Annotated in this window: 13 protein-coding genes, 1 tRNA gene and 1 other RNA gene; 6 read left to right on the top strand and 9 right to left on the bottom strand. The window is 58.2% G+C overall.

Going from position 1 to position 19,785, the window contains the following annotated elements; translation table 11 throughout:
• Window positions 1–9 precede the first annotated feature (9 nt).
• Complete coding sequence (locus ACZ495_RS01860) at window positions 10–2,757, bottom strand: hypothetical protein (protein ID WP_012625329.1); 2,748 nt, start codon at window positions 2,755–2,757, stop codon at window positions 10–12.
• An 86-nt stretch (window positions 2,758–2,843) separates the two neighbouring features.
• On the opposite strand from ACZ495_RS01860, the gene ACZ495_RS01855 reads away from it, so the two are divergent.
• Both ACZ495_RS01855 and secA read left to right on the top strand, forming a co-directional pair.
• Window positions 2,844–3,209 carry a molybdenum cofactor biosynthesis protein MoaE gene (locus tag ACZ495_RS01855; protein WP_464262528.1) on the top strand — a complete coding sequence of 122 codons (366 nt, stop codon included), beginning with the start codon at window positions 2,844–2,846 and terminating at the stop codon, window positions 3,207–3,209.
• A 397-nt stretch (window positions 3,210–3,606) separates the two neighbouring features.
• A complete protein-coding gene (gene secA / locus ACZ495_RS01850) occupies window positions 3,607–6,183 on the top strand; it encodes a preprotein translocase subunit SecA (protein ID WP_012625331.1) in 2,577 nt (858 codons plus the stop codon).
• 426 nt (window positions 6,184–6,609) lie between these two features.
• Here secA and ACZ495_RS01845 read toward each other — a convergent pair whose 3' ends face one another.
• From ACZ495_RS01845 to ftsH, 8 genes are all read right to left on the bottom strand, one after another.
• The gene (locus ACZ495_RS01845) at window positions 6,610–7,902 is read right to left on the bottom strand and encodes an OmpP1/FadL family transporter (protein WP_012625332.1); all 1,293 of its coding nucleotides are present in this window, start codon (window positions 7,900–7,902) and stop codon (window positions 6,610–6,612) included.
• A 188-nt stretch (window positions 7,903–8,090) separates the two neighbouring features.
• A complete protein-coding gene (gene priA, locus ACZ495_RS01840; protein WP_464262527.1) occupies window positions 8,091–10,475 on the bottom strand; it encodes a replication restart helicase PriA in 2,385 nt (794 codons plus the stop codon).
• Between the two features lie 198 nt (window positions 10,476–10,673).
• Window positions 10,674–11,546 (bottom strand): UTP--glucose-1-phosphate uridylyltransferase GalU, encoded by an 873-nt coding sequence (gene galU / locus ACZ495_RS01835; RefSeq protein ID WP_012625334.1) that lies wholly within the window; start codon window positions 11,544–11,546, stop codon window positions 10,674–10,676.
• Between the two features lie 65 nt (window positions 11,547–11,611).
• Window positions 11,612–12,964 (bottom strand): phosphoglucosamine mutase, encoded by a 1,353-nt coding sequence (glmM, locus tag ACZ495_RS01830; RefSeq protein WP_012625335.1) that lies wholly within the window; start codon window positions 12,962–12,964, stop codon window positions 11,612–11,614.
• Between the two features lie 59 nt (window positions 12,965–13,023).
• A complete protein-coding gene (locus ACZ495_RS01825) occupies window positions 13,024–13,956 on the bottom strand; it encodes a CdaR family protein (RefSeq protein ID WP_012625336.1) in 933 nt (310 codons plus the stop codon).
• Window positions 13,943–14,815 carry a diadenylate cyclase CdaA gene (gene cdaA / locus ACZ495_RS01820; protein ID WP_371261800.1) on the bottom strand — a complete coding sequence of 291 codons (873 nt, stop codon included), beginning with the start codon at window positions 14,813–14,815 and terminating at the stop codon, window positions 13,943–13,945. The genes ACZ495_RS01825 and cdaA overlap by 14 nt, the downstream gene beginning before the upstream one ends.
• Before the next feature lie 374 nt (window positions 14,816–15,189).
• Window positions 15,190–16,092, bottom strand: coding sequence for a dihydropteroate synthase (gene folP, locus ACZ495_RS01815; RefSeq protein ID WP_394027260.1), 903 nt, complete (start codon window positions 16,090–16,092; stop codon window positions 15,190–15,192).
• On the bottom strand, window positions 16,092–18,119 hold the full coding sequence (ftsH, locus tag ACZ495_RS01810; RefSeq protein ID WP_464262526.1) for an ATP-dependent zinc metalloprotease FtsH: 2,028 nt from the start codon (window positions 18,117–18,119) through the stop codon (window positions 16,092–16,094). The genes folP and ftsH overlap by 1 nt, the downstream gene beginning before the upstream one ends.
• A 254-nt stretch (window positions 18,120–18,373) precedes the next feature.
• On the opposite strand from ftsH, the gene ACZ495_RS01805 reads away from it, so the two are divergent.
• The 4 genes from ACZ495_RS01805 to ACZ495_RS01790 all read left to right on the top strand — a co-directional run bounded on the left by ACZ495_RS01805 (window position 18,374) and on the right by ACZ495_RS01790 (window position 19,774).
• Window positions 18,374–18,467 (top strand) — tRNA-Sec (locus ACZ495_RS01805).
• A gap of 256 nt (window positions 18,468–18,723) precedes the next feature.
• Complete coding sequence (locus ACZ495_RS01800) at window positions 18,724–19,128, top strand: single-stranded DNA-binding protein (protein ID WP_072311935.1); 405 nt, start codon at window positions 18,724–18,726, stop codon at window positions 19,126–19,128.
• On the top strand, window positions 19,128–19,715 hold the full coding sequence (locus ACZ495_RS01795; RefSeq protein ID WP_407844126.1) for a helix-turn-helix domain-containing protein: 588 nt from the start codon (window positions 19,128–19,130) through the stop codon (window positions 19,713–19,715). The genes ACZ495_RS01800 and ACZ495_RS01795 overlap by 1 nt, the downstream gene beginning before the upstream one ends.
• Window positions 19,713–19,774: hammerhead ribozyme type II (locus ACZ495_RS01790), an RNA gene on the top strand. Before ACZ495_RS01795 ends, ACZ495_RS01790 begins: the two co-directional genes overlap by 3 nt.
• Window positions 19,775–19,785 lie beyond the last annotated feature (11 nt).

The raw sequence follows: 19,785 nt of genomic DNA, 5'->3' as shown, positions 1-19,785 counted from the left end.
ATTTTTCGGTCAGACGCCTGTTTTTTCTTTCAGCTTGCTCTGTGCCCTTTTGGCAGCCAGCACCTCACGCTCACGGCGGGCTTTCTCTTCTTCTGCCCGCCGCTGCTTGCGGATCCGCTCAAGGCGCGTCTGCTGGGCCTGCTCACGCTGCTTGCGCGCCTGTTCAAGCAACTTTTCCCGCTTGCGGTCAAAGACCAGAGTGGTACGCAGTGCTGCCAGCCCGAAAGAAATAACTGTAACAATAAGAATAAGCACTTTCTGGATGGACCACTGATCTTCACCCAGAATCTCGCGCAGCCAACCCAGGCGCAGGCTGTCGCCCCAGAAAACCACAACAGGAACACCGATAAAGCAGAGCAGCAGCCCCACGACCTCTATCCACATGAAAGTCTTGCCCATGGTCAGGCCAAACAGGGTTCCATCGCGCACCATGCGCAAAAACTGTAAGCGCTTGCGCAGGTTGCGCAACAGCTCTGCCAGGCGTGGGGTATCGGCCTGCACCCGTTTGAAGGCTGCCGCATCACGGAAATTGCAAGAAAAGGCACGGTTGATAATGCCCGCGCTTTCATTAAAGTCACGGCTGAATTCACGCAGGGCTGACGGAAAGGGAAACCACGAAGCTTCGTCCCGTATTTCCTGAAGAATATCGAGGTAATACTTGTAGCGGTTACGCAATTCTTCCACTTCGCGGTTGATGCATTCCTCAAGTTCTTTTTCCAGGGCCGGGCGCGTTTCAACAACCTTGAGAAAAGCTATATAGCTGCTGATACTGGCGAGCTTTTCCAACTGCCGGATTTTGCCGCCCAGCAGCAACTGCACCGGATGTTCCGGCGGAAACCAGTCGTGCAGCCGCGCATCCAGGGCATTGATGGCCGGCCCCTCGGACTCGGCCTTTTTTTTGGCCTCTGCCCAAAGATCATACAGCGATGAAAGAATAAGCAGCCGCCCCCGCTCCAGGGCCGGGTCCATCAGGATATGGTTGAAGTAGGAAGGGTCGTCACGGATAAGTTTTGTCAGCGGGTCCAGCACGGCTTCGGCAAAGCCCATTTTAACCTTGCAGACCATTTCGCGGTACTGCGCCTCGCGCCACTGGGTTACGCGCCACACCTGGCCGTACTGCTCGATGGCCGCGCCGAAATGCCCCTGTTCTTCCTCAAGTCTGGCCTGTAAAAATTCGTTCCAGGCCTGGAGCATGGGCGAGGGCGTGAGCACGGCCGCCTCGCCAAAACTGGCAGCGGCGCGGGCAAAATCCTGTCGCTCAACCTGGCAGAAGCCTTGCGCCATGCGCAGGCGAGGGTCCCGCTGATGACGGCTGATATTCTGGGCAATCTTTTTTTCCAGGTCTGCCAGGTCTTCGGGGGCAGCAACAGACAGTTTATCCAGCATTTCCCATGCCGGGCTGTCGTCGCGGGGCGGCAGCTCTTCTCCCGGTTCAGGCTCGCGCATGCGGTACAGCCAGTTACGCGGCACATTGCGCAACTGGCAGGCGCTGTTCAGGTCCAGTACGCCCTGCAGCACAAGGGCGGCGTCGCCGCCGTCGCGCAGCAGCGCGGTATATCCCGCAACGCCTTCTTCGTTGAGCACCAGCTCTATGCGGCGGAACCCTTCGTTGACCGCCTCCAGATCGAGCACGGCGATCCTATCCCAAAGGTCAGGCGCAGCAGGCGGGCATGACCTTGTTGGGCACTGGACAGCCGTATGGCTATGGATGCCGCAATAAAAGCAGCCCGGTTCCGCCGAATCCCCGGCTGTCAGCCGGGCGGGCATGAGCAGGGGAATGGAGCGCTCGCTGAGGCTGTTTTCGTTCAGGAGAACATTGCACCAATCGTCCACACTGACCTGCTCGCCCGTATAACGCAGGTCGCGAACCGTAAACCCCTCGCCCAGCAGATAGGCATTGCGATAGCTCAGGTATGGGAAGTCCGGCATGAGGTTGTCCCACTGCAGGCCGATCTTCTTGGGCAGGTCGCTGTTGAAATTGAGATTGTTGCGGTCGGCTATGACGCAGACACAGGGCCAGTACACGCCGCCTTCGCCGTTTTCCTTGTCAAAGCTGTGCAGGTAGTCGCGCAGAAAGGTGCGTAGCATGAGCAGATTATCCATAGCCAGCATGACAAAAGTGCCGCTGACGATGGACTTTATCTTGAGCCGCTGCAAAAGGGTTTCCACTTTTTTGAACATGGCGGTCCAGCCGCTCTGAAAAGCCTTGTCCAGCGGGCTGCCCAAAGGATGCAGGATGGCGAACCATGAGTGGGTGGAGGCATAGGGCATGCGCACATCCACAAGCATGGTGGCCCAGTCAACAGAACTCATGCCCTGACGGCCAGGGCGGCGCTCGAAAGAAATGCCGGGCAGGCTTTTTTTGCCCTCGCGGCTTTTGGGGTGCACCCATACCTCAAGGCTGTCGCGCACCAGCATTTCCTGCGCCTGAAGGGCTGCGTCAAGCAGCAGGCAGGCATCTCGCTTGCGGTCAAACTGCAAACGCCCGGGAAAAAGCTCAATACTTACCGGAAGCTCATTAAAGTTGCCCCATACCGTCAACCGGGCCAGCGCCAGAAAGACATCATCTGTAAAGAAGAACCACAGGGCCTGTTCCTCTTCTTCTCCCACCAGCATGCCGCCGTAATTGAGCAGGGTCTGCCCTACTGCCGGGGGCAGTTTGCCGTGCCAGCAGACCCAGAGCACATGCCCCATGGTGCTCATGCGCACGTCTTTGCCTTCGGGAAGGCGAGACAGTAACTGTGATAACTGGGCCATGAACAAAGTCCTTTATGGCGATACGGGCATGATATATACTGCCGGAAAAATTACGGCTGCGCGCGGCTCAAACAAAGGCGGTGCCTATGGATATTAACAAAACTCTTCAGGAACTCAAATCCCGCCCCGGGTTCACCGACCATGTGGGCATGATGCTTGTTCATAATGGCGTGGTGCGCGGCTGGTCCCGCAATGACCACAGCACCGTCGCCTCTGTGCACATCACTCCGGACAGGGAAAAAATGGCAGCCATCGTCCACGAGATGGAGCAGCGCCCCGGCATTTTTGCCATTGTGGCCGATGCCGAAGAAGGCCTGCTCAAACCCGGCGACGACGTGCTTTTTCTTGTGGTTGCCGGAGACATACGCGAAAACGTCAAGGCAACTTTTGCCGAACTGCTGGACAGAATCAAGACCGAAGCCGTCATCAAGCAGGAAAACTTCGAAATCTGAATCTTAACAACCCGGAAAGGCGGCCCCGCCACATATATTTTATCGGCCGTACCTGCAAAAAAGTAAGTCCGTTATTTGCCTTTTTGCGCTTTCCTGCGGGCTGATGCGGGCGCAAGCCCCTTCTTGCGCCAAAACAGCGGCAACGCGCGTCCGGCATGCGTTCGGGCAGAGAAAACCCTTTCGCACGTCCAGCCCCGGTACGCAGCAAAATGCTTTCATTTTTTAAGTTGATGCCGCTTTGCTCCACATTGCCAACCCGGCATTTATGTCTTATTTTAAAGGGATGCCGCCAGCCCCAGGCTGCCCGGAACTACGTTTTCAGAGCAGCCCCAGTGCGCCGCGTTGTCGCGCTGGCCGGGCAAAGGCGGTTTGCCCCGCGCCCAACAGAGGAGACTTCATGTTCGGCTTTCTTTTCAAAAAAATATTCGGCAGCAAGAACGACCGGTATCTGCGCCGTCTGCGCTCCCAGGTACAGAGCATCAATGCTCTTGAGCCTCAAATGCAGGAACTGGCGGACGAAGACTTTGCCGCCCGCATCCTCCAGTACAAAAAGGCCGTGCAGGAAGACGGCCAGAGCCTTGATGCCCTGCTGCCCGAAGTATTCGCCCTGGTGCGCGAAGCATCGCGACGCGTGCTCGGCATGCGCCACTATGATATGCAGCTTATAGGTGGCATGGTGCTGCACAAGGGCAAGATCGCCGAAATGAAAACAGGCGAAGGCAAAACCCTGGTCGCCACACTGCCCGTGGTACTCAACGCCCTGTCGGGCAAGGGTGTGCATGTGGTCACGGTCAACGACTATCTGGCCAAGCGTGACGCGGCCTGGATGGGTCAGCTTTACGGTTTCCTGGGGCTGAGCACAGGCGTCATCGTTCACGGCCTGGACGACGACGAGCGCAAGCAGCAGTACGAATCTGATATTACCTACGGCACCAACAACGAATTCGGCTTTGACTACCTGCGCGACAACATGAAGTTTTATGGGCACCAGCTGGTACAGCGCGGGCACAACTATGCCATCGTTGACGAAGTGGACTCCATCCTTATTGACGAAGCCCGTACGCCCCTCATCATTTCCGGCGCGTCCGACGAGTCGGTGGGCATGTACCGGATTGTGGACGAGGTGGTGTGCAAGCTGCGGCCCGAACACTATACCGTAGACGAAAAAGCCCGCACCGCCATGCTCACCGATGAGGGCGTGGCCTACTGCGAAGAGATGCTCAAACTGGATAATCTGTTTGATCCCGCCAACATCACCGCACAGCACCACGTGCTGCAATCGCTCAAAGCCCATCAGGTGTTCAAGCGCGATGTGGACTACATTGTGCAGGACGATCAGGTCGTAATTGTTGACGAATTTACCGGCCGCCTCATGGCGGGCCGCCGCTATTCCGATGGACTGCACCAGGCACTGGAGGCCAAGGAAGGCGTGACCATCGCCGCCGAAAACCAGACCCTCGCCTCCATCACCTTCCAGAACTATTTTCGTCTGTACGACAAGCTTTCAGGCATGACGGGTACAGCCGACACAGAAGCCGTGGAATTTCACCAGATATACAATCTGGAAGTTATTTCCATTCCGCCCAACCGGCCCATGCAGCGCAAGGACTATCCCGACCTCATCTACCGCAGCCGTCAGGAAAAATTCGACGCCATTGTCGAGGCCATCACCGAACTGCATAAAAACCGCCAGCCTGTTCTGGTGGGGACCATTTCCATCGAAACGTCCGAAATGCTTTCACATCGCCTGAGCAAGCTCGGGGTCCCCCACAACGTGCTCAATGCCAAGCAACATGAAAAAGAAGCGGAAATCGTGGCCCAGGCCGGCCAGCCCGGCAAAGTCACCATTGCCACCAACATGGCCGGGCGCGGTACGGACATTGTGCTTGGCGAAGGCGTAGTGGACTTGGGCGGCCTGCATATCCTCGGAACAGAAAGACACGAAAGCCGCCGCATCGACAACCAGTTGCGCGGGCGCTCCGGACGTCAGGGCGACCCCGGCTCCTCACGTTTCTACCTGTCGCTTGAAGATGACCTCATGCGCCTCTTCGGTTCTGACCGCATCAAGGGCCTGATGGAAAAACTGGGGCTGCGTGACGGCGAAGCCATTGAAAACGCCATGGTCACCCGCGCGGTTGAGGGCGCACAAAAACGCGTGGAAGCCCATCACTTTGAGGTCCGCAAAACCCTGCTGGACTATGACAACGTCATGAACCAGCAGCGCGAGGTCATCTACGCCCTGCGCCGTGAGCTTATGGTTGAGGAAGACCTTGACCCGGTGATGGACGAATTCATGAACGACGTGCTTGATGACGTGTACAGCACACTGGACGGCGTGCCTGTAGACGATCACAACGGCCTGCGTGAAGCCGCCTTCGCCCGCCTGCGCGATGTCTTCAACCTGGACCGCGTACTGCCCGAAAATGCGCACCTGCCCGAACGTGAGGAATGTGAACCCCTGATACGTAAGGTACTGGAAGAGCTGCGCTCTGAAACCGGCGACAGTTACCGCGACATCCAGCGCTACTTTATGCTGGAAGAACTCGACCGCTGCTGGAAAGAACACCTGCGCAACATGGACGCCCTGCGCGACGGCATCGGCCTGCGCGGCTACGGCCAGCGTGACCCCAAACTGGAATACAAGCGCGAAGGCTTTGAAATGTTTCAGGCCATGCTGTTCCAGATTCGTGAAAACGTGTTCCGCGCTCTCAGCCGTGTGCGTGTAGCCCCGGCTGAAACCGCGCCCGTGGAAGCCATAGAGATCGCTCCGGAAACTGAAGAAGCTCAGGGCCAGCCCCTGGCGCGTGAATACCGCCACAAGGAAGACAGGGGCCAGCTCTCCTATTCCGGCGGCGGCAATGCCGAAGATGCACGCAATACCCCGGCAAAGGCCGCTCCCCGCATTGGCCGGAATGATCCCTGCCCCTGCGGCAGCGGCAGAAAATATAAAAAGTGTTGCGGTGCGGACAAGTAATGCCTGGCAGCCTGCAAGAACGGCTGCCGTGATTCCTGCCGCAGGCATTTGAAAAGAGCGGTTCCCCACAAGGGGAACCGCTCTTTTGCTGTATGTTCTCTGCTACCCGCCGTACCGGCGGCCCCACCGAAGACAATGGAATACTTCAAACAGTAACAGCACCAGACCGGATAAACCTTGAAATGCTTCATACCCAACGTTGCCATTCTGACGGGAAAAGCAACCTGCGCAGAATACAATACACACCGCTTTACGCCGCACTGCATTCCCGTACAGCGCTGGCGCCCCCGTTACGGCCTCTGACAGCGCAAATACAAGCGCAGCTTCAGCCGTTGCCCCAAGGGGTTACGAATGAAGCTGCGCTTGCGTCTCCACGGCGGGCGTCTGCTCGTGCAGCCACCAGAGCAATATAAAAGTTAACTTGCCCTAAAAAGAATAGCCCACAGAGAACATGTAGATATTGGCCTGCACATTTTCCGAGTGGCCGCCCTTGATCCCGCTGGCGGCGGAGCGGATGCCGGAAGTTTCGGTATTGTCGTAGTCCACGGGATTGATCCACAAATGGGCGTAGGTCAGGTCAACTGTCCAGTTCTCCCACGTAAAGCCCGTCCCCAGGCTCATCATGGTGCGCCCGTTGGTGGGCATCATGTAGTCGCTGTAACTTTCGTTGACCACGGGAGTTTCGTAGGCAAAGCCCGCGCGCAAGGCCCACCAGTCCAGGGGCTTGTATTCCACACTGGCGTTGAAATTCCAGCCGTCGCGCCATTCCTTGTTATTGATGGCAGAATAGTCATCGCCCATATTGATATTCAATGCATTATAGGTAGACCAGCGGGTGAAGACCGAACCGACCTCAAAGCTCAGGTTATCCAGAGGCTTGTAGGCAATGCCGAGAGCGATGGAGTCGGGAAGCTGCAAAGTGGCGTTGGCGCTACGGTCGCGGGCTTCAGGACCGTGCATTTTCCCTGCGGTTATCAGGCCGTTTGGCCCCTCATGGCCGAAGTCCACATCGCCGAAAAGGTTGAGCGTGATCTGGCTTTTGTAGGAAAGGCCCAGGGACCACTGGTCATTGAAACGCATGTGCATGCCGAGATGCGCGCCCACGCCCCAGCCGCTGCCTTCCAGTTGCAGATCATTACCGACAATATCCGGATAGGATGCGGCAGTTATCGTCGGGACCTTGTTGCCCATGTACACATGGGCGTACAGGGCCTCCACTCCCACGGAAAGGGAGAGCATGTCGTTGACCTTGTAGGCCAGGCTGGGCACAAACGACACGGTCTGCATGCCGATATCATACATATTGTACCGGCCGACCCACTGGCTGTTGAAAGAATTGCCCAGACCGAAGCGGCTGAAAGAGGCAAAGCCCAGCCACACATTATCGTTTAACTGATGGCTCACAAAACCGTGCGGCGCCAGCCACACATTGGGCTTGGTAGAGGTATGCTTTTCCACTCCGTTGGCCATGTCGGACACAATGGTACCCATAGGAGCAATAAAGGCCAGGCCGCCCATAACGTGAGTGCCGGGAATCTGTGTTATACCCGCGGCATTATACGCCAGAGTGGACACATCATCCGCGCGGCCCACCATGCCGCCGGCAAGAGCCACCCCGCGGGCGCTCCATTCGTTAAGGGCAAAGCCTTCAGCCCGGGCATCGGGCGAACAGCAGAGAACCAGGGCCAGCACCAGCGCCAGTGCGCGAAAAATCTTCATTACTCCTCCAGAAACCTCAGCCGGCGCAGCCGCATCCCGAATACAGAACGCCAGCTATCCGGACCGTCACGCAACGGCCTGAAACGCCGCCCCCAGTGGGCCAGTCTGCATTAAAAAATTGGCCGCCCTGGCTTCTTCGGAGAAGAAGCGGCGGCACCCCACAGCCAACAGAAAAATGCAACTGCCATTCACAACATATTTACAGGATCAAGGTCAAGAAAAAGTCGTAGATTTTTAGCGCATTTTTGTGAAAGAGCAAAAAAATACAGCGACCGGATGGCCTGCCAGTCCTGCCCTTTCACAAGGCAGGTATACCGCCGCCTGCCCCGCAGCAACGCCAGCGGCGCGGGAGCGGGACCCAGCAGTTGCAGGCCCAGTTCCGTCGAGCGGCCGCGCAGGGCCACTGCCAGGTCATTGAGGGCCGCAGGCCCTCCGCTTTCTTCGATGCCGTGGGAAATGCGTATGAGAGCCAGGCGCACAAACGGCGGATAGCGGCGCAGCCGGCGGCGGGCCAGTTCTGCCGCGTAAAATCCCTCGTAATCGGCCTCACGCACGTACTGCCAGCAATAATGGCTCACGTCCCGCGTCTGTATGAGCACCTGCCCGGCCTTGTCGCCACGTCCGGCCCTGCCTGACGACTGCACCAAAAGCTGAAAGGTGCGCTCCGCTGCGCGATAGTCCGGCAGGTTAAGCCCAAGGTCGCCATCAGCCACCACAGCCAGGGTCACGTTGGGAAAATGATGCCCCTTGGAAAGCATCTGCGTACCCACAAGAATGGACGATTCCTGCCGGGCAAAGGCTGCCAGGATTTCCTCCATACGGCCGGGGCGGCGGGTACTGTCCCTGTCCAGCCGCAGCACGGGTGCTCCGGCCAGAACCTCCAGGCGTTCGCCCAGGCGCTCTGTGCCTTCACCCATCGGCAAAAAATTCATTCCCTTGCATTCGGGGCAAGGCGAAGGAAACGGACGAGTATACCCGCAATAATGGCAAACAAGCTTTTCGCGCCCCTTGTGATAGGTCAGGCCTATTTCACAATGAGGGCAGCGCAGGGTACGCCCGCAATCCAGGCAGTACATAAGCGGGGCATAGCCGCGACGGTTGAGCAGCACCACGGCCTGCTCGCCCCTGCTGATAACCTCACGCAGGGCTTCTTCGCTGCGGGGAGCCAGCAGACCGGTTTCGGAGGTGGCCGCCGGCGAAAGGGAACTTATGTCCACAAGCTCCACAGGCGGCAGGTCGCGGTCGCCTACACGCCTGGGCAGGCGCAATATGGGCAGATGCCCGCTTTCCGACGCATGAAAGGTCTTGAGGTCAGGCGTGGCGGAGCCGAGAACCAGCAGGCCGTGAATCTGCGCCATACGAAACCATGCCACCTCCTTGGCCTGATAGGCGAGGCTTTCATCCTGCTTGAAAGAAGCGTCGTGCTCTTCGTCCAGCACAATGCAGCCCAGGTGCGGTACGGGCAAGAACAGGGCCGAACGTGTGCCTACCACCAGACAGGGTTCGTCACGCCCGGCCAGTTGCCTGTAGGTATCTTCCCGGCGCGCGGGAGACTGATAACCGTGATGGAAAAAAAGTGGAACCTGGGGCAGGGCGCAGGCGGCGTCACGCCGCAGCTTGTGGGCCAGCGCGACCTCGGGCGCAAGCAAAAGCATGCTCCTGCCCGATTCAAGACAGGCGCGGGCCAGCTCCAGATACACAGCGGTTTTGCCGCTGCCCGTCACCCCGTACAGCAGGCGCGAAGCAGCCCGCCCGCCGGAATGCGCGTTTTCAAGCGCCGCCTTCATATCCGCGAGAGCGCGCTCCTGATCATCATTGAGCGTAAAAGAAGCTGGAGGCGGCGGCAAAAGGCTCTGCTCCACGGCCTCAACCACATCCTCGGCATCCTGCCGCGTCAGGGTGACGTGTCCGGCGGCCAGCAGAGACTGCAATGGACCCCCTGCCCCCTGCCCCAGCGAACGGATAAGATGACGGCGGCTTACAGCCCCGTGCTCGTGCAGAAACTCCAGAATTTCTATCTGCCGTGTGGCAGAGGGCCGCACCGGCCAGGGGGGGTCCACACGCAACACGCAAAATTCCTCACTGGCGGCATCGGCTCCCGGCGGCAGCAGCCGGGCCTGCCCGTGGGCAAGAGCCTGGGCAAGGTGCTGCCTTGTGGCCGCATCAGCCCCCCGAATGCGGGCCAGGGGCCATGAGGCTGCTCCCTTTTCGTGGAGCAGGCGCAGGCGCACACGGGTAAGGCGCAGCCCTTGCGGCAGCACATGCCCCAGAATATGACCGGGGCTGAGGGCTTGCCGCAGGGCAAGATCCTGTGCCAGCGCCAACAGTTCGGGCGTGAGGACAGCCTTTTCTTCCAGCGGCCAGCAAACACTTTTGCAGGCCACCCCCGCGGGCAGGTCAATGTGGGTGCTGGTTTCAAGCAGAACCCCGGCGCGCAGGGCCGCCTTGTCTCCCCTGCCCAGCGGCACGGCCACGCGCAGGCCGGGCTGCCAGAACTCCTGTGGAAATTCTGGCGGCAAGGCGTAACTCAAGGTGGCATAAGGGGGACTCAGAAGAGCAATGCTGGCATACATGTGGGGCAGAGTTAACCAATACGGCGGGGAAAGCAAGCCTCTGCACAAGGCCCGGCCCGCCGGAAGCCTGCCTGCAGCGTCTGCGCAGATTTTTGAGCACAAGAAAGGCCCGTTTCAGCCCGGCGGCATAAACGCGCAGACAGCCTGAAACGGGCCTCTGAAACTGCTCAGCAGGCCAAATGTCGTTAACCGCGATTCCTAGTGGAATTGCACAAAATTCTTGAGCAAATTCAACAAATCATAGCGCAATTCTTCGTCCTGCAGGGCAAAATAGATATTGGCCGTCAAAAATTCCGCCCAGTCTCCGGCGTCAAAACGCATGCCCGACATGCGCACCGCCATCATGCCCCTGTCCTGCGCCATGGCCTGAAGAGCGTCAGTCAGTTGAATTTCGCCGCCGTGCCCTGGAGTGACTTTTTCAAGATAGTCAAAAATATCGGGTGTAAGCACATAACGGCCCACAATAGCCATGCGCGAGGGGGCCTTGTCACGGGCGGGCTTTTCCACCATACTCTTGACCCTGAATACGCCGGGAGCAACTTCGTCCCCTTCAATGATGCCGTAACGGTCTACCTTTTCCCATGGCACTTCCATAACGCCGATGACGGGCATCTTTTCAGCCATGGCCACGTCAATAAGCTGGGCAATGCCGGGAACACCGCCAAACATCAGGTCATCACCCACCATAACGGCAAAAGGATCGTCCCGTACCAGTTCACGCGCACACAGCACGGCATGCCCGAGACCGAGCTGTTTTTTCTGGCGCACGGACATGATGTTGACCATTTCCGCTACCTTGCGCACTTCTTGCAGCTTGTCGAGCTTTCCGGCGCGTTCAAGCACAGCTTCCAGTTGCAGGTTATAGTCAAAGTGGTCTTCAATGACGCTTTTGTCGCGGTTGGTTACAAAAATAACGTCCTGGATATTGGCCTTCTGGGCCTCTTCCACCACATACTGGATGACCGGCTTGTTGTAGATGGGCAGCATTTCCTTGGGAATATTCTTGGTCGCGGGTAATGAACGCGTACCCCATCCGGCCACGGGAATAATAACCTTGCGAATATCCTTCATGCTCGCCTCCGCTGTTGCTTTGCTTGTCTGTAGTCTCGTTCAAAAACCGGATGTCCGCAAGGAGCTTAACGCAGTTCCCGCTCCACCACCTGGGCCAGGTCTTCGGCGTAGGTCCGCACCCTGTCTTCATGCTCGCCTTCCACCATGACGCGGCACAGGGCCTCGGTGCCGGAATAGCGCAAAAGTACCCGCCCACGGCCGCCCAGTTCTTTTTCCACCTGGGCCACGGCTTCACCAATGGCGGGGCGCTCCTCAAAGGGCAGGCGCTTTTCCACCCGCACGTTGATGAGCTTTTGCGGAAAGGGCGTCAGCAGCCCGGCCAGTTCAGAAAGCGGCCGCTCTTTTTCCCGCATGATACGCAATATCTGCAGCGCGGCCAGCAGTCCGTCACCCGTGGTGCTGTAACGGTGGAAAATAAGATGCCCCGACTGTTCACCGCCGAGCATGGCTCCTTCACGGCGCATGGCCTCCATGACGTAACGGTCGCCCACCTTGGTGCGCAAAAGCTGACCGCCGTGATCGCGCATGAAAAGTTCCAGAGCCATGTTGCTCATGGCCGTGGCTACCAGCAGGTTGCCGGGCAGTTCGCCCCTGGCCATCATGGCCTGGGCACACAGGGCCATGATCTGGTCGCCGTCCAGAACTACCCCGCGCTCGTCCACCACGATAAGGCGGTCGGCATCGCCATCCAGGGCCAGGCCGATGTCGGCCCGCACCTCGCGCACCTTGGCCGCGACCACGTCAGGATGCAGCGAGCCGCAGTGCTCGTTGATATTGGTTCCGTCAGGGCCGGTCCCGATGCGGAATACTTCAGCCCCAAGCTCTTCCAGAGCAAGGGGAGCCACCTTGTAGCTTGCCCCGTTGGCACAGTCCACCACAATGCGCAGGCCTGAAAGGGTCAGGTGGGCAGGAAAGCAGTTTTTGGTGTAGACAATGTAGCGCCCGCCCGCGTCTTCAATCTTTGTGGCACGGCCCACGCCGCGCGAATCGGGATACGGCCAGGAAAAACCGGCATCCAGCACCATGGCCGCGATCTCGTCTTCGGCCATATCGGGCAGCTTGTACCCGTCGGCATCAAAAAACTTTATGCCGTTGTCCTGAAAGGGATTGTGCGAGGCCGAAATAACCACACCCAGATCCGCACGCATGCTGCGCGTCAGAAAAGATATGGCCGGGGTAGGCAACGGACCTGTCATGATGACGTGCATACCCGCAGCGCACAGCCCCGCCGTGAGGGCGGACTCAAACATATACCCCGACAGGCGCGTGTCCTTGCCGATAACCACTTTATGCTGATGCTGACCCCGCCGGAAACGAATCCCTGCGGCCAGCCCCAGACGCAGGGCAACGTCCACCGTCATCGGGTATGTATTCACCGTGCCACGCAAACCATCCGTGCCGAAAAGACGATCGGCCATGCCATCTCCTTCAAGGGCAAAAGCGCCCTCCGTTTCCCGCAACTTGCCGGGAGTACGGGCTATTTTTTCTTGCGGCTTACCGTAACTTCTTCTGTGCCGGGGTTCAAGAGCGTCATGCCCTCGGGCAGGCGAAAGCGCACTTCTACCCGGCGGCTTTCGCCTTCATCAAGATCGGGCGGGCTGACGGTAGCCTCCAATTGTCCAAGATAGCGGGAATTCTTGACCAGCGCATCGGGCACCTCCACGAGCACGGTCAGTTCTTCCGGCTCCACTTTGTAGAGGCGGCGGTTTTCGGCAGAAATTTCCACCTTGCAGCGCTGGCTCACCGTAGTGCGCCCGCTGGTAATGCTGTACTGCACCTTGACTGTAGGAGGAATCGCGGTCACCAGACTCGGCGTATCCAGGGTTATGACCTGATGCACAGTGCTTCCCGCTGCCGTGGGGTCGGCCATGATGGTAACCGGCACGTGAGAGATTTCTTCCACCACGCTTTCCGGTCCGCGCAGGGTAACCGTGGCAGGGTCCACCCTGGCATTCTCCACAGTCAGCGCCCCGTTGCGCAGGGGCGAATCCACGGTGAGCCGCACGGGAACCGCCCGTTCCACCAGAGTATCAGCAGTAATGGCGATGCGCGGTGGCTGCACGTCAATAAGCTCAAAGGCGCGAAACCCCGGGCCGAGATGTTCGGCCGTAAGGGGCACCATTGTAACACCTTTTTTGATATGGGAAAGATTGACCGCCTGGATAAGCTTGCTCTGGGTAACCGAGCGCAAAAGGGTTTCCGGCCCGCGCAGGCGCACCACGGCCTTGTTGATAAGGCCATCGGTGATCACAAGGTTTGCGGGTATGCCGTAGTAGTCAAGGGTGACTTCCAACTGGGCTTCAAGGCGCTCGCGCACGCTGACCACATACCACATGCTCACGGCCGCAAGCACGGCCACCAGCAGGGACGCCAGATGTGGCGCACGCCGGGGAATATCAGAGGACTTCATTAAGCACCTCCCGCAGGCGACCGGCATCCAGGGCACGCATGAGTTCGCCCTTCATGGCTACTGAAATCTCGCCCCGTTCTTCAGAAACGACAATAACCACAGCATCGCTTTCCATAGTTACCCCAAGGGCCGCGCGGTGACGGGTGCCGAAGCTTTGTCCCTTGGCCACAGCCAAAGGCAGTATGCAGGCCGCAGCCATAAGCCGCCCCCGGCTGATAACCACCGCCCCATCGTGCAGGGGCGCTTTGGGGTAAAAAATATTCATGAGCAGCTGACGCGAAAGCTGTGCGTCAACCCGCACGCCTTCGCGCTTGATCATGTCGCCGAGCCGCATGCTGCGCTCCACCACAATAAGCGCTCCCACGCGCAGGCGGGCCATTTCCACACAGGCCATCACCACTTCCTCAACACCGTCCTGCATAAGCTGTTTTTTGCGAAACAGCCGGTGCGTACCCATTTCACCAAGGGCCTGTCGGATGTCGGACTGAAAAATGACCACTATGAGTATGAAGATGGAGCTGAAGATATGCTGCAAAAGCCAGCTCAGCGTGTACAGGCCCACGGCTCTGGAAAAAAAATACAGCAGCGTCAGCAGACCGAGACCGGTCAGTACGGCCAGAGCACGCGAGCCTCGCACCATCTGGATAAGCTGGTACAGAAGCACGCTGACCACGCCGATATCCAGAAGATCGCGCCATTCGATGGGTATATTGTCAAACACCGTAGTATCCTTGGACGAAGATATAAAAACCGCTGTTGTGCGCCGCCTCGGGCAGACGCCGCCCGCTGTCTTGCCGTGCGCCGGGTATTGAACAACGTTCTTCCGGAGCGGCTGCCTGCCGTCAGCCGCAGGTAGCATGGCGTTTTCCGGCGAATCCTTGCCCGCTACATGGCCTTATCCGCCCGGCCGGCGGATTCGTCAAGAGCTTGGCGGTGTGAATTTCAAGGCGGCTCTTATGACTTTTGGGCGCGGCAAAAAAACGATCTCGATGTATTGAAGACAGCTTTCCGGCAGTTACCGCTCAAAATTCTGCCGGCTCAATACGACAGGTGTTTTCGCCACACTGCCAAGACAGCCTTTACCGCCGGGATGCGCCTGAACTGCCCCGGAAACGGAGCGGAAAAGTTCACCCGCACTCGGCCAGCAGCCCCTGCATGCTGCCATTGGCAGCCTGGGGGCCTGCCGCAGTAGCATGAAAAAAAGGACACGCACCGGCGTGCCCTTTTTGTATTTTACTCTACAGATGGGCCACCCGGCAAGGGGCCGGGAGTGAAAGCCGTGGCAACCGCCAGCCCTTGCCGGGCAGCAGCCACCTGATGCACTCTGTGCCAGAAAACGCCCCGTGCACGCAGCAATGCCGTTGCTGCCACGGTAGCCGTACCCCGTTCGCCCGGCGGCAGTGAAAGCAGGCCGCCAAAAACGGACTTCATTGAAAGGGCCATGAGCACAGGTCGCCCCAGGTCCAGCCAGTCTTCGGGGTGCGCCAGCAATTCCAGGTTATGAGCCAGCGTTTTGCCGAAACCTATGCCGGGGTCAAGAATGATGCGGTCTTCGGGCATTCCCGCCCGCACCAGACGCGCAAGATTGCGCTCAAAAAACTCCCGCACTTCACGCCGCACATCCCCATACTGCGGATTGTGCTGCATGATCTCGGGCCGCCCCTGACTGTGCATGAGCACATAGCCCGGCCGGTACTGCACAAGCACGTCCAGCAGGGCCGGATCAAAAGCACACGCCGAAATATCGTTGATGATAGCCGCCCCCTGCTCCAGCACAGCGGCGGCAGTGGCGGCATGATACGTATCAACAGAAACCACCGCCCAGGGGGCCTTGCGGCGCAGCCCCATAAGCACGGGTGTAAGGCGGCGGATCTCTTCATCCGGTGAAAGCTCGGCGGCTCCCGGCCGGGACGATTCGGCCCCCAGGTCAAGAACATCAGCGCCTTCGTCAAGCAGGCTCAGGGCATGCCGTAGACCGGCCGGAGGAAGGTGATGCGCGCCACCATCGTAAAAGGAATCAGGAGTAAGATTGACAATGCCCATAACGCCAAAGGGGGAGGGCGTCTTCAACGCCCGCCCCCCCATGACATGCCAGGCTGCGCCCGTTACGGGCGCTACCGGGAATGAATTTTTCATTACTGATTTCGCTTGTTGTCGTCTTCACCATTCTTGGCGGCCACTTCGCCGCTTCCAGCACTTTCCGCTTCCGCCGGAGCTGCCGGGGCATCTTCACTGCCTGTATCCGGCTCAAGGGTGAACTCGGCAGGCTCGTCGCCAACGGCTGACTCGCCCCTGGCGCTTCCGCCGCTCTTGCCGGGGCGGCTGGGAGCTTCGGAATACTTGACGGGTTTACCGTTGCTGTCCAGCGGAGGCAACTCCTTGCCTTCCATCAGGAGTTCAAGTTCTGCACCGGTAATGGTCTCACGATCCAGCAAGGCACGGGCAATGCGGTGCAGCGTTTCTTCGTTTTCCTTCAGCAGCGTGCGGCAGCGCTCATGCGCTTCGTCCACAATACGCTTGACCTCCGAATCCACCAGGCGAGCGGTGTCTTCGCTGAAGTTCTTATTCTGCACCCATTCCCGGCCGATAAAGACCTCTTCGCCGGTTTCGCCGATAGCCAGCGTACCGACAGCTTCGCTCATACCCCACTCGCAGACCATTTTACGGGCCATGCGGGTGACGCGCTCGATGTCGTTGGAGGCCCCGGTGGTGATATCGTCAAAAATAAGCTCTTCGGCCACGCGGCCGCCAAGCAGAACCACCAGGGTATTGCGCAGATAGGAGCGCGAGTAGCCGTGACGGTCTTCTTCGGGCAGTTGCATGGTCACGCCAAGAGCGCGCCCGCGCGGAATGATGGTGACCTTGTGCACCGGGTCCGAGCCGGGCAAAAGGCGCGCCGCCAGCGCATGGCCGCCCTCGTGATAGGCTGTGATGCGTCTTTCCTCATCAGAAAGGATGAGGCTGCGGCGCTCACGCCCCATAAGAACCTTGTCCTTGGCGTATTCAAAGTCGTGCATGTCCAGCCTGTCCTGATTCAGCTTGGCAGCCTGAAGGGCAGCCTCGTTGACCAGGTTTTCCAGATCCGCGCCGGAGAAGCCGGGCGTACCGCGGGCCAGAACCTCCAGGTCCACATCGCCGGAAAGCGGGGTACGCTTGGTGTGTACCTCAAGAATACGGCGACGCCCGCGAAGGTCGGGGGTGGGAACCACCACCTGGCGGTCAAAACGGCCGGGACGCAGCAGGGCCGGGTCCAGCACGTCGGGACGGTTGGTGGCGGCAATAAGGATGACACCCTCATTGCTTTCAAAACCATCCATCTCTACCAGCATCTGGTTCAGCGTCTGTTCGCGCTCGTCATGCCCGCCACCGAGCCCGGCGCCGCGCTGACGGCCAACAGCGTCAATTTCGTCAATAAAAATAAGGCAAGGCGCATTTTTTTTGCCCTGCACGAAAAGGTCGCGCACGCGCGAAGCGCCCACGCCCACAAACATTTCTACAAAGTCCGAGCCGGAAATGGAAAAGAAAGGCACCCCGGCTTCACCTGCAACGGCGCGCGCCAGAAGCGTCTTGCCCGTACCGGGAGGCCCCACGAGCAGCACCCCCTTGGGGATACGCCCGCCAAGCCGGGTAAATTTTTTGGGATTGGACAGAAACTCCACCACTTCGGCGAGTTCATCCTTGGCTTCGTCCACCCCGGCCACATCGGCAAAAGTGACGCGGGCGCTGTCCTGATTGAGCATGCGGGCGCGTGAGCGGCCAAAATTCATGGCCTTTCCGCCGCCGCCCTGCATCTGCCGCATGAAAAAGATCCATACGCCCACAAGCAGGAGCATGGGAAACCACGAAACCAGCAGCGTCATGTACCAGGGCTGCTCTTCCGGCGGCTCTGCCTTGACTTCCACCTTTTTTTCAATAAGGCGGTTAACCAGACCCAGGTCCTGCGGAGCGTAGGTCTGCACGGTTTTGCCGTCTGATGTTTTACCTGTAAGCGTGTGCCCCTGCATGGTTACAGACAGTATCTGACCGCCGTCCACCTGACTCAGAAAGTCAGAATAGGGCACTCTTTGCATCACGCCCTGTGGCTGCTGGAACATATTAAAAAGCATAACCATCGCCAGGACGATAATGGCCCACAGCATCAGGTTGCGACTCATCTGGTTCAACATTGCCTCCGTTACGTTTTCCGTGCGCTCCGGCACACGGCCAGGACCTGGACATAGGCCCACGCAAGCAGAGAAATACTACCTGTGTACGCTCCATGTCAAATGGCCAAGGCCCACGGGGGCCTGCCGCTTAAACCGTTTTTCACATATAATGCCTGCCGCCCGATTGGCAATGGGCAAAACAGTATTTTGCCGCTGACAAATCAGACTCTTGCAGCAATCGTTTTTTTCACATAGCATACACACGCTTGCGCGGAGACGTTTCGTCACCGGTGTGGCGCCCGGTCTTCAAAACCGGTGGCAGGCTTTACGGTCTGCGGTAGGTTCGACCCCTATACGTCTCCGCCATATAATATAAAATCAACGTTCCGATAAGGTTAACTAGGATAACCCCTTTGAGGCTCTGCTTCAAAGGGGTTTTTTATGCGGTTTTTATCAGACACCACCACCGGGCCATTGCCCACCCTAGCCGCTTCTTACTCTTCCCTTGCGCCCCAACTTCCCCTGGGCTTGCCGCTCTCTTGCAACTGCATCCTGCAAGTGCGTGGCAGCTCCAGGGGTTTTTCATTTTTCGCTCATGGCCAATCATCTCTGGAGGTTCACCATGCTTAACCGTGCCACCATCCTTGGTCGCCTCGGACAGGACGTAATCCTCATGTACACTCCAACGGGCATCCCCGTTGCCAGATTCAACGTGGCCACCAGTAAGACATTTAAGGACACCAACGGCAATCCCGTTGAGAAAACGGATTGGCACCGCATCGTAGTGTTTCAGCGTTTGGCCGAAAACTGTTCCAATTATCTGGCCAAAGGCAGCTTGGTCTATGTTGAAGGTTTCATGTCTACGCGCAAGTGGCAGGATCAACATGGTCAGGATCGTTATACAACGGAGATTACCGCCCGCCGTGTCCAGTTCCTCGACCGCAAGCCTGAAGCTCAACCGCAAACGCCGGTGGACGACCTGCCCCCTGCTCCTCTGGAGGATACGGGCGAGGGAGGGGCATGGTAATGAGCCACACGTTCTCGGCAGCATACGACCGGGTGCTGAGGGCCACCGGATGCGCCGGCCAAGAGGAACTGGCGAAAAAGCTTGGGCTCCGACAATCGTTCATAACGGACTGCCGCCGCCGTGGTGAATTTACCCCGGAAGTTTTGCTGGCGTTGGTGGAGCGGTGTAACCTGAATCCTCATTGGGTCCGCACGGGGGAAGGGAAGAAATACCTTTTGGCGTTTGAAGGAGCGCCACACCTGTCTGCAAAAGAAATTAAAGAAAACCAAGCGAAAGAGCTAGCCGAATTTCGAGCACAATATGACTCCATGAAAATATTCTACAAAGCGTGTGCTCTCTGCATTTTAATCGCTATGATCTGCTTCTTACAGACTGTGTTTACTTTTATAATAGGCAGCAAAGATAGCCCATGGGCGTTAAGTTTGGCATTTAATTATTCTTGTATAATGCTATTTTTTTTCTTCATGCCATTTTATATTATTAGAGCAGCATATTTTACTTTTTTGGATCATTGGATGAATAGCTTTGGCCAGTTTGTTTTCCTTTTCCGGGCTATAAAAAATCGCGTGATCAATAAAAATAAATAGCGAAACCGCTTGTGCGGTCGTCGGAGCGTGGCGGCTCCGGCCTGATGATGCAGCCAAAGAAGAGGAGAAC

It is taken from the genome of Desulfovibrio sp. GTC20076 (assembly GCF_055385905.1).
Note: the sequence above shows the minus strand (reverse complement) of the source record. Positions and strands in the feature narration are given on the sequence as shown.

Coding starts and splice junctions, on each gene's coding strand:
- priA (WP_464262527.1), bottom strand. CDS start 10,475: ATGTATGCCAGCATTGCTCTTCTGAGTCCCCCTTATGCCACCTTGAGT.
- ACZ495_RS01860 (WP_012625329.1), bottom strand. CDS start 2,757: ATGGCCCAGTTATCACAGTTACTGTCTCGCCTTCCCGAAGGCAAAGAC.
- folP (WP_394027260.1), bottom strand. CDS start 16,092: ATGAAAAATTCATTCCCGGTAGCGCCCGTAACGGGCGCAGCCTGGCAT.
- secA (WP_012625331.1), top strand. CDS start 3,607: ATGTTCGGCTTTCTTTTCAAAAAAATATTCGGCAGCAAGAACGACCGG.
- ACZ495_RS01825 (WP_012625336.1), bottom strand. CDS start 13,956: ATGAAGTCCTCTGATATTCCCCGGCGTGCGCCACATCTGGCGTCCCTG.
- ACZ495_RS01845 (WP_012625332.1), bottom strand. CDS start 7,902: ATGAAGATTTTTCGCGCACTGGCGCTGGTGCTGGCCCTGGTTCTCTGC.
- ACZ495_RS01855 (WP_464262528.1), top strand. CDS start 2,844: ATGGATATTAACAAAACTCTTCAGGAACTCAAATCCCGCCCCGGGTTC.
- cdaA (WP_371261800.1), bottom strand. CDS start 14,815: ATGCTACCTGCGGCTGACGGCAGGCAGCCGCTCCGGAAGAACGTTGTT.
- ACZ495_RS01800 (WP_072311935.1), top strand. CDS start 18,724: ATGCTTAACCGTGCCACCATCCTTGGTCGCCTCGGACAGGACGTAATC.
- glmM (WP_012625335.1), bottom strand. CDS start 12,964: ATGGCCGATCGTCTTTTCGGCACGGATGGTTTGCGTGGCACGGTGAAT.
- ACZ495_RS01795 (WP_407844126.1), top strand. CDS start 19,128: ATGAGCCACACGTTCTCGGCAGCATACGACCGGGTGCTGAGGGCCACC.
- galU (WP_012625334.1), bottom strand. CDS start 11,546: ATGAAGGATATTCGCAAGGTTATTATTCCCGTGGCCGGATGGGGTACG.